13 protein-coding genes are annotated in these 13,839 nt (G+C 45.4%); 7 read left to right on the forward strand and 6 right to left on the reverse strand.

What is annotated here, in order from left to right; all coding sequences use genetic code 11:
* Positions 1 to 30 precede the first annotated feature (30 nt).
* The 5 genes from LYNGBM3L_RS04225 (at position 31) to LYNGBM3L_RS04245 (ending at position 2,587) form a co-directional block, all read left to right on the forward strand.
* The gene (locus LYNGBM3L_RS04225; protein ID WP_044492254.1) at positions 31 to 648 is read left to right on the forward strand and encodes a sigma-70 family RNA polymerase sigma factor; all 618 of its coding nucleotides are present in this window, start codon (positions 31 to 33) and stop codon (positions 646 to 648) included.
* On the forward strand, positions 645 to 980 hold the full coding sequence (locus LYNGBM3L_RS33620) for a hypothetical protein (RefSeq protein ID WP_008179484.1): 336 nt from the start codon (positions 645 to 647) through the stop codon (positions 978 to 980). The genes LYNGBM3L_RS04225 and LYNGBM3L_RS33620 overlap by 4 nt, the downstream gene beginning before the upstream one ends.
* Before the next feature lie 83 nt (positions 981 to 1,063).
* Positions 1,064 to 1,420, forward strand: coding sequence for a hypothetical protein (locus LYNGBM3L_RS42770; RefSeq protein ID WP_008179486.1), 357 nt, complete (start codon positions 1,064 to 1,066; stop codon positions 1,418 to 1,420).
* Between the two features lie 21 nt (positions 1,421 to 1,441).
* Positions 1,442 to 1,906, forward strand: coding sequence for a Spy/CpxP family protein refolding chaperone (locus tag LYNGBM3L_RS04240; RefSeq protein WP_008179488.1), 465 nt, complete (start codon positions 1,442 to 1,444; stop codon positions 1,904 to 1,906).
* 24 nt (positions 1,907 to 1,930) lie between these two features.
* Positions 1,931 to 2,587 carry a YqiA/YcfP family alpha/beta fold hydrolase gene (locus LYNGBM3L_RS04245; RefSeq protein ID WP_008179490.1) on the forward strand — a complete coding sequence of 219 codons (657 nt, stop codon included), beginning with the start codon at positions 1,931 to 1,933 and terminating at the stop codon, positions 2,585 to 2,587.
* 70 nt (positions 2,588 to 2,657) lie between these two features.
* On the opposite strand, the gene lnt is transcribed toward LYNGBM3L_RS04245, so the two are convergent.
* From lnt to LYNGBM3L_RS04265, 4 genes are all read right to left on the reverse strand, one after another.
* On the reverse strand, positions 2,658 to 4,520 hold the full coding sequence (gene lnt / locus LYNGBM3L_RS04250) for an apolipoprotein N-acyltransferase (protein ID WP_008179492.1): 1,863 nt from the start codon (positions 4,518 to 4,520) through the stop codon (positions 2,658 to 2,660).
* A gap of 67 nt (positions 4,521 to 4,587) precedes the next feature.
* Entirely contained in the window at positions 4,588 to 5,820 is a 1,233-nt protein-coding gene (locus LYNGBM3L_RS04255; RefSeq protein WP_008179494.1) for a glycosyltransferase family 39 protein, read from the reverse strand.
* 385 nt (positions 5,821 to 6,205) lie between these two features.
* Positions 6,206 to 8,050 carry a tetratricopeptide repeat protein gene (locus tag LYNGBM3L_RS04260; RefSeq protein ID WP_008179495.1) on the reverse strand — a complete coding sequence of 615 codons (1,845 nt, stop codon included), beginning with the start codon at positions 8,048 to 8,050 and terminating at the stop codon, positions 6,206 to 6,208.
* A gap of 229 nt (positions 8,051 to 8,279) precedes the next feature.
* A complete protein-coding gene (locus LYNGBM3L_RS04265) occupies positions 8,280 to 9,197 on the reverse strand; it encodes a branched-chain amino acid transaminase (RefSeq protein ID WP_008179497.1) in 918 nt (305 codons plus the stop codon).
* Positions 9,198 to 9,632: 435 nt separating this feature from the next.
* Here LYNGBM3L_RS04265 and LYNGBM3L_RS04270 point away from each other — a divergent pair, with 435 nt between their 5' ends.
* The gene (locus tag LYNGBM3L_RS04270; RefSeq protein WP_008179504.1) at positions 9,633 to 10,217 is read left to right on the forward strand and encodes an FHA domain-containing protein; all 585 of its coding nucleotides are present in this window, start codon (positions 9,633 to 9,635) and stop codon (positions 10,215 to 10,217) included.
* 78 nt (positions 10,218 to 10,295) lie between these two features.
* Positions 10,296 to 12,287: a mechanosensitive ion channel domain-containing protein gene (locus LYNGBM3L_RS04275; RefSeq protein ID WP_081431843.1), complete on the forward strand. Its 1,992-nt coding sequence runs from the start codon at positions 10,296 to 10,298 to the stop codon at positions 12,285 to 12,287.
* 426 nt (positions 12,288 to 12,713) lie between these two features.
* Here LYNGBM3L_RS04275 and LYNGBM3L_RS04280 read toward each other — a convergent pair whose 3' ends face one another.
* Positions 12,714 to 13,166: a pentapeptide repeat-containing protein gene (locus tag LYNGBM3L_RS04280; RefSeq protein WP_008179508.1), complete on the reverse strand. Its 453-nt coding sequence runs from the start codon at positions 13,164 to 13,166 to the stop codon at positions 12,714 to 12,716.
* 120 nt (positions 13,167 to 13,286) lie between these two features.
* Positions 13,287 to 13,538, reverse strand: coding sequence for a hypothetical protein (locus LYNGBM3L_RS42775; RefSeq protein WP_154659672.1), 252 nt, complete (start codon positions 13,536 to 13,538; stop codon positions 13,287 to 13,289).
* Positions 13,539 to 13,839 lie beyond the last annotated feature (301 nt).

Raw genomic sequence — 13,839 nt, forward strand, 5'->3', positions numbered from 1 at the left:
GAAAACAAAGCGGTGAGGGAGAACCCAGAGTTGTCAGTCAGATCAGCCCAGGCTTCCAAAGAAGATTCTGCTGCTGCAAAAACAACCAGCACAGACACAGAGTTGGTATTGCAGTGCCAACAGGGGAACCAGCAGAGTTTTCGCCAACTATACCGACGCTATCAGCAGCGCGTCAGGTCAACTATCTATCAGCTATGTGGTGCTTATGCTCTTGATGATTTAGTACAAGAGGTGTTCCTACGAGTTTGGAAAGGCTTACCAAAACTACGGCAACCTTCACAGTTCTCCACCTGGCTTTACCGCATCTGCTGGAATGTGGCATCGGATCAGCGGGGCAAATTGCAACGGCAACGTGCCTTCAACCTTCAACTTCCAGAGGACACAGCTGATCTACCCCTCAAAAATGCCAAATCCTCCTACACTCCTGATCTGATGCAGTTGCACTATCAGGACATTATTCAACAAGGTATGCAACAGCTGAGCTTGAACCATCGTGCTGTGCTGGTGCTACATGATTTAGAGGATTTGCCACAAAAGGAAGTTGCTAAAATTTTGGGCATAGCTCTCGGAACGGTTAAGTCTCGTCTTTTCCACGCTCGAACTTCCCTACGGAAATATATCATCCAACAACAAGGAGAGATGCCATGACTCAGTTTCAACCTGATGACCAACAATGGCAAGCATTTCTGCGCCAACATCGACCTAGTCCTCCACCAGCAGCATTTGACTTGGAGGAACGAGTTATCAATGCGATCGCTAAATCCCCACCGCCTACTCGTAAACCAGAGCTTTGGTTGCTTCCCTCAGCGATCGCTGTTGGTTTACTGATGGCTTGGAGTGGTTACCGCACCCACAATTTAACCACTCTAGAAGCTTTCTTAGAGAAAAATTGGCATGGAGTTGTGGGAGAGACATCGATGAGCAATGTCATTCATACTCCACCAGCTGATTGGATGATCTTAGCCAATACTGGACAATAAATGAAATAGTAGGAACCATCACCTCAGGATCACCTATAGAGGATAAGGTTTGACCTGTCAAAAGGTTTGCTCTAGCCTAGGCTATGGCAAGGGAAAAGTGTTTTTTTTCCCTTCAACCTTCAACCCACCTTCAAGCTTCAACCCACCTTCAAGCTTCAACCCACCTTCAACCTTCAACCCACCTTCAACCTTCAACCCACCTTCAACCTTCAACCTTCAACCTTCAACCTTCAACCTTCAACCTTCAACCTTCAACCTTCAACCTTCAACCTTCAACCTTCAACCTTCAACCTTCAACCTTCAACCTTCAACCTTCAACCCACCTTCAACTTTCAACTTTCAACTTTCAACTTTCAACTTTCAACTTTCAACTTTCAACCTTGGCCTTTCGGCCACGCTACGGGAACAACCTTCAATATTTCTTACAAACTTTAAATTAAAGACATTTATAGGTAACTTCCATGCTGTTACGTCCAGGTTATATTTTGTCAATTCTCATGGTTACCCTGACTGGCTGCACTGCTGTAGCTAATTCCAACCCTGTAACCTCTCAATTGATTCCCAGCCCCGAGGGTCAACAACACCCAAAATCGAGTAGGCATAGTAGGTTAATGAGGCAACTCAATCTTAACCAGGTGCAAAGGCAGCAGCTGAAAGCCATTAAGCTGGAGTATGAAGAATCCATTATAGATCTTCGCCAGCAAGTGAGTCAAGCGAAGCATAAATTAGGTGAGTTGATGGTGGGTACAGCTGACACACAAACTATCCGCACTCAATACCAACAGGTTCAAATATTGAACCAGCAGCTAGGAGAGTTACACCTTGAGAGTATGTTGCAGATGCGAGAGGTGATGACTCCTGAACAACGCATCGAGTTTGCTCAATTCATGAGACAGCGCCGCAACCAAAACCCTCTATCCGATTAGGGAGAACCACAAAGGACAAGGATTTTGAAATTTATTTATCTACACGGTTTTGCCTCTAGCCCTGAGTCAGCCAAGGCGGTGTATCTACAGCAAGGGTTTGCTAGCCTAAATGTCTTTCTAACAATTCCTGACCTTAATCAAGATGATTTTAATCATTTAACCATAAGTCGCCAGATTAGTCAAGTGGCAGCATTACTGCCCTTAGATGGAACACCAGTCACGTTAATCGGCTCTAGTTTGGGTGCTTTTACCGCTGCACACTTAGCACAAAACAATCCACAAATCAAAAGATTGGTTCTACTAGCACCAGCATTTGGCTTCCTTGGCCATTGGTTGCCCAAATTAGAAGCAGAACAGCTCTATCAGTGGCGGAACGAGGGATATTTAGATATTTATCATTACCGAGAAAAGTGCTCGCTGCCCTTACACTACCAGTTTGTAGAAGATGCCCGTAATTATGAGGGTTTGGAGCTAGGGCGACAAGTACCTACCCTGATTCTACATGGGTGCGATGATGAGGTGATTCCTATCATGGCGAGTCGTGATTATGCCAGTACCCGCCCTTGGGTGCAATTGGTTGAATTGGAGAGCGATGCTCCTTTGGAGCCGCTACGCGAACACGGTTTGCGGGACGTGATGGCGTTGATTTGGGCAGCAGTTCGGGAATTTTGTGATATTTAGGGTTGAGGGTTAGTCGGGTTGTTCGCCTTTGGCGTCCCTTGTCGGGTAGGTTAGTCGGTTCAGGGGTGAGCTACTCCAACCCAACACTAACTCCAAACCAACCCAACACCAACCAACCAATTCCCCCTAACCCTAATAACACCGGAGTCAACCAATTCCCCCAGCGCACATACAACGTCTGAGTTTGTCGTCGATAAATCGTATCTGCGTGCAACTCATAGGTATTAATCCCCGATAGCCATACTGTTTTGCCATGGGGGTCTACAATACCGGAATAGCCGGTATTGGTTGCTCTAACTGTCCACCTATCTGTTTCAATGGAGCGCATTACATCTTGAGCATGGTGCTGGGCAGGCATACTATTACTGTAATGGGCATTATTTGATGCAGTGATAATAAACTGCCCACCAGCGGCAGCTTGATAGCGGAAGTGCTCGGAAAAAGCTGACTCATAACAAATTCCTACCACTGCTTGACCAAAGGGTGTTTCTAATAATTGGTCAGGCTTACCTGCTGCTAAGTGAGAATCAAGAGGGGATAGTCGGTCAATTAAACGTCCTAGGAATTCTTCAAAAGGAATATATTCTCCTAAGGGCACTAATTTGACCTTATCGTAACGGCTGAAGGTCTCACCAGTACCGGTGACAGTAAACAAACTATTGGTAAGGCTACGCCCGATTTGCCCATAGCCTCCTACCCAAACTAATACCCCTTTATCTAATATTGCTGAGTAGAAAGAACTACGAGTGCGAACCTGTTCTTCCCAAAGAAAAGGTAAGGCAGTTTCAGGAGTTAGCACTGCGTCTACCTTTTGATCTGCCAATGTCTGGTATCCAGTAGTGTAACCTTTTATAGCACGCTGCCAGCCAGCGGAGTAAAGTTTAATTTCATTGGGGATGTTTCCTTGAATAATACCGACTTTAATAGCAGAATCATTTGATTGCTCAATCGGTTTACTATACAGTAACCATCCCAGCAGATGTAAGCTGATTAATAATCCGATCGCTATACCCAAAAGGGTTGAATGTTGGAGGTTTTTAGGAGTCGAATATTGTTCGCCCTTGGCGTTACCGTAGGGTAGGTTGTTGTGATCACTTTCAACGTTCAACCTGCCAACGTTCAACCTGCTAACTTTAAAACTACTAACCTTTAATGCGCTTTCAGCTATTAAACCATTGACGGCGACAATAGCTGCTGTAACTGTTATTGGACCGGATAATTGACCGAGGTGCAAAATTATCAGGTTATGGGGACTTTGGGTATAGGATAAGGAAGACCAGTACAGGGGACTCATACTCCGCAGGGTTTCTATGCCACACCACAAGCCTGTACCGATTAGAACCCGCAAGCAGGAGGTTAAAAGAACATAGTTTTGAGTGGGGGTAGGGAGATTTAGATCACGATTTAGATCAGGATTTAGATCACGTTGTTGTGTAGCTTTGGTGGATGGGAATTTACAGCGGTTTTCAGATGAATTGACCTCACTACCTTTAGCTGCAAGCCCCCTAAATCCCCCAATTCTGGGGGACTTTAACTCAATTTCCCCCTCCAGTGCGCTTTCCGTTGGCGAATTAAATTCGCCACGGGTCGCACCGCAAAGTTGGGGGGCTAGGGGGGCGAAACTTGCTGTAATTGATTGAGTTATAGAGATTCCTATGGCCCAGACAGCTACTAGGAGTGCTCCCCACAGGGTAATGAATATCCAGCAGAATAATGCGATCGCAATACTAGCTAGCCATGGTACCCCCATCCAGTCCATCGGGTGAATACCAGTAATCCAAGATAGAGCTAAGCCATGATAACCGATACCCCAGATCAGACCAGATAAAGCATTGCCACGAATACTCTGACCCCTGACTACTATGAACCATAGAGGCACTAGGGCAATCCACGCTAGGGGCCAAGCTTCTGTTGGTGATGGTGTCAGTCCCATCAGGATGCCACCGATTAATGGTAATAGTAAACGATGTATAGACAAAATGAACTATATAAATAAAATCTCAAGTTGGCGCACCACCTGCTACACGATACAAGGTTGTGTAGTAATGCACTAGACCACTACCCACTGCTATAGCGTAGAGCAGAGTTACTAAAACAGCTACCTGACGTTGCCAACGCCAAACTTTCATCAAGCCTGCTGCTAGAAGAATTAAGAAATAGGGGGATACAATTAGTAGATAGCGAGCTTTCCATATGGAACTGGAAACATAGGATATCAATAAGATAGATCCGGCAGGTAATAATGCCCACACTTTAATCCACCAGAGTTTTGTTGAGGGGTGCCTGCTCAATAGAGCGATCGCAAGCAAGCCGATTGCCATGGCTGTATATGCCATGTAATATAGCAAAGGTACAAGATTTGACGTTAACACATGCTCTACAAGCCAGTCCATGATAGACTGCTGATTGAGCTGTTTCATCAGGTCGTTGGCACTGATGCCTGACCCTAGTAAGTGTCTCAATGGCCAAAAAGCTGTCAAGTGGGTGACTTCAGAGATAATTAAGATAATGTTGGGTTTTGGGTACTGTGTAACCCAACCTTTGAGGAATTTAGTGGAAGACTCATTAACTGCTGATACCAAAGGAAGCCAACAACTCCCAATCAGCAGCAGCCTGATCCCAAAGGCAAATAATCGGCGCTTGTGATTACGGAACTGCCATCCAATTAATACCAGATCTGGCACAAACAAGGTCACACTAACGGGAGTAGTCACCAGGGCTAGAAACCTGGCCACAGCCCACCAGTTGATGGCAGCAAACCTGGGATTTTCAAGGGCATGAACTAGAGCTAAGGTACCCCCTAAACTTAAGAAGGGGATTAGGGTGTACATCCTTACCTCTTGGGCATGGTTGATAAACAGAGGCGAGAGGGTTAGTAAGAGGGCGGCAATCAAGCCAACTGGCTTTCCAGCTAAGCGACGACCCAGCAGGTAGATTAGGAAGATACTGCCTAGTCCAAAAATTACAGATAGCCCACGCAACCAAACGGTGCTAGTGCTAAACTGCATCCAAATGTGGAGAATCATGAAATAAAAGGGACGTGTCAGATTCTTCGGAGGCAGTGATATCCCACTCTGGGTTTTGTTAATGCTAAATAGCTCATCGTACCATAAGCTCTCTGTGCCGAGTTGATAGAGGTACAACCCAGTAGCGACTAGTAAAATTAAGCCGATCGGCATCCACTTCTGGAGCAAATTGGCTCTTATTCCAAGTGCTGGTGTATTCAGTTTCATGGTGATGGACAGTTAATTCAAATTAGTTAAGTAGTATGATTTCACTAATATTAGTTAATTAAAATTAGGGATTGTGAGCGCAATCCTAGTATTCTGTGAATTTAGTTTTGAGCATTAGGGGAAATAGCAATCCGTGTAGGAATTGAGATAATTTTGATGCCATATTCCCTACTCCCTGTTCCGGTGATCCGCTGTTCCCTTTGCTAAAGTGTTAGGTTTTCCTATTTAATCCCTAGGGCTATCCGGTCTAATGCTTAATAGCAATTAAAAGTAATTAAAACTAATAGTAGAGGATTTTCCAGTTTCTAGGACCAAAACCCAAAATCTTTATCAGATATTTAAATAAATCTCTGATCTTTATCGAATATTTATTTTTACCGAGTGATCAACGGCCTAATTTTTCCCTTGCCTGCTGACGCAGATTCTTAGCATTGGGGTGATTCGGCTGGATTTGAAGTGCTTTTTCCATCGAATCGATCGCTTGATCGTATTCACGTTTGGCCCATAAGGCTGCCCCTTTATTACTCCAAGCATCCGCAGAATTAGGATTGAGTTTAATTGCCCGATTATATGCTTCTATGGCCTCCCTGTAGCGACCGAGTTTATGGAGGGCTACTCCTCGGTTAATCCAGGCGTCAGCAAAATCGGGCTTGATTGCGATCGCTTTCTCGTATAAAGTTAGCGCTAGAGTTATGGCGGTTGGGGTATTTTGGGATTCGATAGCTGCACCTTTACTCCACAATGCTTCGGGGTAGTCAGGTTTAAGGGCAAGGGCTTGATCGCAGGCAGCCAGTCCTTCTTGAGTACGGCCCAAGGAATTCAAGCTATAGCAACGACCCCAATGAGCTTCTGCTAAATTTGAGTCCTTTGCGTTCGCGTAGCGTGGCCATAGGCCAATCGCTTTTTCGTAAGTCATCAGTGCTTGCTGGTACTTTCCTGCTTGCCGCAAGCTATCCCCTTGGCTGTTTAATTCTGTTGCAGTTGGTTGTGTTTCCTTTGGTTGTGTTTCCGGGTCGGATGCCGATTTTGCAGCTGATTCGGTATCCGATTCGGGAATAGTTTTTTGGACTGAGCTGGTAGTAGTAATTTCAGGGGTGTTGCTAACTACGGCTGGAGTTGCAGGTTTTGACTCAGAGGTGGTGGTCGAGGTTTCCGCAACGGTATCGCTAATGTTGTCAGTTTGAGTGACAGGTTTGGGAACTAGAAAAGTCTTAGTACCGATCACAGCAATACTGATACCCATCCCTGCTAACACAGTAATCATCAACCAAGGCTTCATTAACCATCTTGGGATGATCTCTGATCTGGCCTGGGTTTGTGCTGATGTTGCTGAAACAGAAACAGTCTCTTCCGGAACTGTAGCAGACATAGCTATTGTTGGTGCAGCAGTTAGCCTCTGAACTGCTGCCAACGCTTCTACTGCGGTCGGATAGCGGTCACGGAAATCATAGCGCACCATACAGTCCAGGATATCCGCTAATTCTGAGTTAACTTGGATGTTAACTTGGACGCGATCGCGCCAGTTGATTTCCCCTGTTTCGGAGTTTTCTTTCAGGAACTTGGGATGAATTCCGGTTAATGCCTGGATACCTACCATACCCACCGCATAGATATCGCTGCTAAAACGGGGATTGCCACCGAACTGTTCTTTGGGGGTGTAGCCATGACTGCCAATAGCAATGGTTTTGGTTTGCCCGGTTTCGGGATCGATAATCTGGGTGCTAGCTTGCTTAACTGCCCCAAAATCAATCATGACAACTCTACCATCCTTGCGGCGGCGGATTAGGTTTGGGGGTTTGATATCACGATGGATCACACGTTGCTCATGGACAAATACTAGGACTTGTAGAATGTCTTGCAACAGAGCAATAACTCGATTTGATTCCCAAGGCTGACTGATTTCTTGGTTGAGGGGTTGTCCATCAATAAATTCTTGCGCCAGATAAAACTCGTGATTTTCCTCAAAGTGCGCCAGCAACTGGGGAATCTGATCGTGGTTACCCAGCTGGTAGAGGACTTGGGCTTCTCGCTCAAATAGGCGTTTGGAAATTTCCAAACACTCAGGATCCGTCACCTGGGGTTTTAGCTGTTTAATCACACATTGGGGAGTTCCTGGCAAGTGCAAGTCCTGTGCCAGAAACGTTTGACCAAAGCCACCTGCTCCCAGCTTGCTGATGATTTTGTAGCGACCGCCTAAGGGGTTTGCGGAATTTATCGGTTGATTGTTCATGGTTGAGGTTTGATTCTACTCGCTATCCCAGAAGTCGCTACAGGTTTACAGGTTCAATAAGCCGGAGTTTAATTTTAATTTTAAGCAATCAGCTATCAGCTATCAGCTATCAGCTAATGCGCTACGGGGAAAGTCCCAGCGTCGAAGCCTGTGCCACGCTACTAGATCGGTGCTTTTGAATAAAATAAGCTGACGACTGACCGCTGACGGCTGAATGCTGACGTTTAGTTCATTTATTAATTTTAACCGTATACACCCAGTCTTTGTATTTTGGTTCCCGATTTTCGGTAATTGCTGCTAGGGTATCCTTGAGCTTTTCAGTTATTGGTCTGTTTGGAGATAAGTGATAGTTTTCGATTCGTTTAACTGGAGTGATCTTTGCCGCTGTTCCACTCAGAAATACTTCATCGGCAATAAATAGTTCGGATTTATCCACTGGTCGTTGTCTAGTTGGCAAGCCCATGTCTTTAGCAAGGGTTAGAATACTATCCCGAGTAATTCCTTCCAGGATATCCTGGTCGAATCCAGGGGTAATCAACTGCCCATTTCTGACCAGAAAGATATTCATCCCAGAAGCTTCCGATACTTTTCCCTCAGAATTCATCATAATGGCTTCATCAAAGCCAGACTCTACTGCTTCGCTTTTCGCCAAGGAAGAGGTAATATAAGCTCCACTAATTTTACCTCTCAAGGGTAAACTTTGGTCTTGTTGTCGATACCATGAACTAATCCGACAGCTAACTCCCTCAGGAGATAAATAATCTCCTAATTCTAATCCATAAACAAAAAAGTCTTTTTCAATATTATGCAGTCTCGGGGAAATTCCTAAATCTGAGGTATAGACAAAAGGGCGGATATAAAACGATGTAGTTGGTTTATTTTGTTTGATAAACTCAACGATAATAGTCTCGATTTTATCAGGAGGTAAATTGTAGTGTAATAACCGGGCACTATTACTTAGGCGTTGGCAATGGCGGTCTAACCGAAACAGTAAACATTGCTGTGGGTTTTCTGGGTCAGGGAGACAGCGTAATCCGCCAAAAGCTCCCGTGCCGTAGTGCAAGGCATGGGTAGCAATGGAAATTTTGGCGTCAGCGAAAGGGACAAACTTGTTCTGAAAGTAAGCAATGGGCAAAAAATCAGGCATAGTTAAAATCAGTGCTTCAAGATTAATTTATCTCAGTTTAACGAGATGCTGACAGCATGGTCTCAATGGGGTTTAGCCTTCTTGTCACCCCGTCAGGAGGAACTGGCTCCTCCCCACGACCTACCCAAAACCCTACACCGGACACCCTATCTAATTTTCACCCTTGTTATCATCCCCTGAGCATCGGTGGGTATGGTTGACAAAAACTTTTTCATGTGCTAAGCAAAACTCAGCACTCACCACTGACCTACTCAGCACTGATAGGTGCATCTCACTTTTGTTGTTTGACCCGATGGTGCGTTACGGGCAGCAACCTAACCCGGGCGTTGAGGCTGAAAATTAGGGCGAGCTCCCCTAACGCACCCTACAGAACATTTTCAAAGATGAGATGCACCCGCACTGATCCACGATGTTCCAGTTACAAGGAGTGAAATCTTGGCTGAACCGATTTATATTCAATTGACCTGGGAAGACCCAGAAACGGGCGAGTTAAAGAAACCTGTTCTGAGACCGCCAATTGCTGTTGGTCGAGAAAATGACCATTTGCCAGAACACTTAGCAGGTCAATCTGTGTCTCATCTGGTACTTCTTGACAAGGAAATTTCCCGGTATCACGCCCTGATCACAGTGGCTAATACCCAACTCTATATTACTGACCGCAGCGCCAACGGTACGTTTATTAACGGGCGGAAGATTCGCTCTGGTATTCAACCTTTCTCAAGCAAGGACACCCTGCGGATTGGTCCGTACAAAATTACAGCGACCTTGAAACGGGAAAATGATCTCAACGCCACTGCACAGAACTTTGACCAGACGAGTCTATTAGGTGAGAAAAGTGTCACCAACTCTCTGCCCAAGAATAAACCTGTGGTTTGGTTGATTGGCTTAGTGGTACTGTTAATAATGGGAGTCGGCACTTGGTTCGTGGTCAGCGGTCTGCTGGAGGGGTTAAAACCGGGAATGCAAGATGAGAAAAACGATTCCTCTACAAATTTAGAACGGGTAGTCCACAACAGTTAGTTACCTCAACTAGTTACCTCAACTTTAGCCATGAGATTCAATAGTTATGGAAAATGAGAGCTAAATAGAACGTAACCTATGGAATCTCTTCTAAATGTTCGATTTTCCATTAACCCTTTCCCAAGAGCTAGGCTTCGGCGTTGCTTGGGATTGGTGTTGCTAGGTGTACTTACCCTACTGCTCACCCTATTACCAGCCTCTACCTTAGCACAGGAATTCTTGGCAAATGGTAAGGAGAAAGCTCCTGTGGTGGTGGATGGTATTGAGTTGTTTCAAGTGGGCAACGCTGGCAACTTTAGCGCTACTGAGCGAGCCGAGCTGATCAATCAGCGGTTAGCAAAGGAGGTGAAATCTCTACAAAAACCTGAATATGTGGACATTGAATATGTCGGGCAAAACGAGGGGATTCTTCGTACCAAGTTTACCGAGCGCATTATAGTCACGATTACCAAGGCAGATCAAATTCCTGATACTGATCCTCTTGAGCAAGCCGAGAAATGGGAGAAGCTGATTGAAAGGGCAATCCGGCAGGGCAAACAACAGCGCATGCCAGATTATAGTCGTCAGGCAGTAAGGTTTACAAGCATAGTGCTGGTGTTGTTAATCCTGTTGTACTTGCTGTTACGCTTGTTCAGGCAATTTGCCTTGCGGAAACTGACCTCCTGGCTAGGGAATCCCGCTTCTCCTTTTTTCCCTTGGCACGACCCAGCCAAATTATTTCTCGGGGCAGCCCTGTTAGGTTTACAGGTTATCCTGTGGACTACAGTTATCTTAACTATTAGTGATCTATTTCCCCAAGTTCGCAGTTGGCGTTATGAACTGTTAAACTTCCTCAAGTCTCCTGTAATTGGTCCGGGAGAAAGCAAATATTCTGCGATCCAAGTGCTGCTGTTGGTGGTATTAACCGTTGTGCTATGGTTTGGGGTTAGTGCCCTCACCAGGCTATTCAGGCATTACATCTTGGGTAAAACTGGCGCTGATTCAGGGGTGCAAGACGTGATTGCTCTCCTGACCCAGTATGTCCTGACGTTTTTGGGCATGATTATCATACTCCAAAGTTCTGGGTTGGATTTGAGTTCCCTAACCATTTTTGCTAGTGTCTTAGGGGTGGGGATTGGCTTTGGTGTGCAAAATATTGCTAACAACTTTATCAGTGGCTTAATTATCACCCTAGAGCGACCGATTCAACAGGGGGATTTTATTAAGGTAAACGATTTAGTGGGAACTGTGCAGCAAATTGGTTCCCGCAGTACAGAAATTTGCACGTTGGATAAAGTCACAATAATTGTGCCCAATGCCCGCTTTTTAGAAACTGAGGTAATTAACTGGAGTCACGGTAACCCGATTTCCCGGCTCAAGATTCCAGTAGGAGTGGCTTATGGCTCTGATGTGGAGCAGGTCAAGAAGGCACTCTTGGCAGCTGCCAAGAGTCACCCGGAAGTGTTACTGAGGCCCTATCCCCAAGTTTGGTTTCAGGAATTTGGTGAGAGTTCCCTCAAGTTTGAGCTGTTGGTCTGGACTGGAGACCCCAAGCGACAGCCTAAAATCAAGAGTGACCTCAACTACCGGATTGAGAAAAGTCTGCGTCGCTATGATATCCATATACCATTTCCTCAACGGGACCTCCATGTGCGATCGCCTCAGTTAGAGAAATTGCTCATGGCTTGGCTGGGGGAGCGTCAGCCAAAACCGCCAGAAAACCAACTCTATATTCCTAATGGGTATCAGTCTGAGCCGCCCACCCAGGATTCCTTAGTTTCAGGTTTCCTAGAGCCGATGGATGAGGTAGATCTAGACTCTTACCCTACCGCTCCTTTGCAAGAGGATATGGTAACACTGGACATTGAAACCTTGGTCGAGGAAATGCGTCAACCAGGAGGGTTGGAAATTAAAGACCGTCGCTATCGTCTCAATAGCTATGGATGCTGTTTTGTGGGGTCAGAAGCCGTAGATTGGTTGGTAAAACGGTGTAATTCTACTCGGGAAGACGCAGTGACTGTTGGACAGATACTGATTAATCGAGGTATTATTCATCATGTTGCAGATGATCATCCTTTCCGAGATGAATAATTGTTTTACCGTTTATATNTAGAAGAGAATTAAGGTCAGCTATCAGNTATCAGNTATCAGCTTTCAGTATTCAGCTATCAGCTTTCAGCTATCTAGCTTTCAGCATTCAGCTATCAGCTTTCAGCTTTCAGTTATCAGCATTCAGCGATTAGCGCTTTCAGCTATCAGCTATCAGCTATCAGCATTCAGCTATCAGCATTCAGCGATTAGCGCTACGCGCACGCTACTTGAGGTGCTATTAGCTATCAGCGATTAGCGCTACGCGCACGCTACTTGAGGTGCTATTAGCTTTTAACTTACAGGCAAAGGCCAACGGCTGACCACTGACCACTGACCACTGACCACTGACCACTGAAGGCTGACCGCTGAAGGCTGACCGCTGACCGCTGACTGCTGACCGCTGACCGCTGAATACTTAAATTAGTTTCAATAACATCCTAAAGAGTAGCGAGTATCAACACCAGTATCAGTTATGGGATTAGTAGCAGAAGCATTTTTGCATAGCTCCCGGTATTGCTTAGAATCCAAAATTGCAAAGGTGAAGTCAGCGCCGGTAATATTTGCTCCCTTGAAGTTACATACATTAATGAATGCATAGCTAAAATCTGCTCCCTGTAGATTAGCATTAGTGAAATTAACTTTGGTAATGTTCGCACCCTTAAAGTTAACATTGCTCAAGTTGGCTGACTGTAAATTGACACTGCTAAAAACAGCGTTATGGAAGTCTTGACCGGATAAATCCTGACCGCTTAAATCAGTGTTTGCAAAGGTAGCTTTAATGGTGGCAGCGCTTTGGGCTTGGGCTGGCAGAGGCAACACTAGAATAGTTAGTGCTAGTAGAAAGGCTGCCAGGTGTAGAAAGTACTTGCAGTACTTCATGAATCGCTCTAATCCTCCTTTTGATTAAAAGTTGCTGACAAGGGTAACTATATCAATCTCTGTGAGAGTTGTGAATAGGTAAATATAGGGCAATTGTCAGCAAGGTTTGAGGGAGATTGCTTATGGTTTTAAGGCAAGAGGCAAGAGGCAAGAGGCAATAGGCAATAGGCAAGAGGCAAGAGGCAATAGGCAAGAGGCAATAGGCAAGAGGCAAGAGGCAATAGGCAAGAGGCAAGAGGCAATAGGCAATAGCGATGCATCAAGAGAAGGATATTGAGAGCATAAATGAATTGTGAGAATTTTTGTTCCCTGTTCCCTGCTCCCAGATCCGCTGTTCCCAGATCCGCTGTTCCCGTTGCTATAGACAGACATGAGTCATCTTGGTAAAGGTTTATCCCAGATTACGTATTTCAATAAGTAGTATATAAGTTACGGAATTCTGTTGGGAAGCGATTGACATGATTGTCACGCTACGCGATGAAGCGTTCGCAAAGCGTGGCCCAAAGGCCTCAGCTTCCGCGCTTATGCGATCGCATTCTGGGGCACTTTGCGATTGACCTTGGCCTTTAGGCCACGCTACGCGAATGGTCACGCTAAAAGCGATGCTCGGTACGAGCCGCTACGCGAACGCAAAAAACAGACTTTACTGAGTATTAGGACTTACGCATTTGCC

It is taken from the genome of Moorena producens 3L, assembly GCF_000211815.1.
GTDB classification, from domain to species: domain Bacteria; phylum Cyanobacteriota; class Cyanobacteriia; order Cyanobacteriales; family Coleofasciculaceae; genus Moorena; species Moorena producens.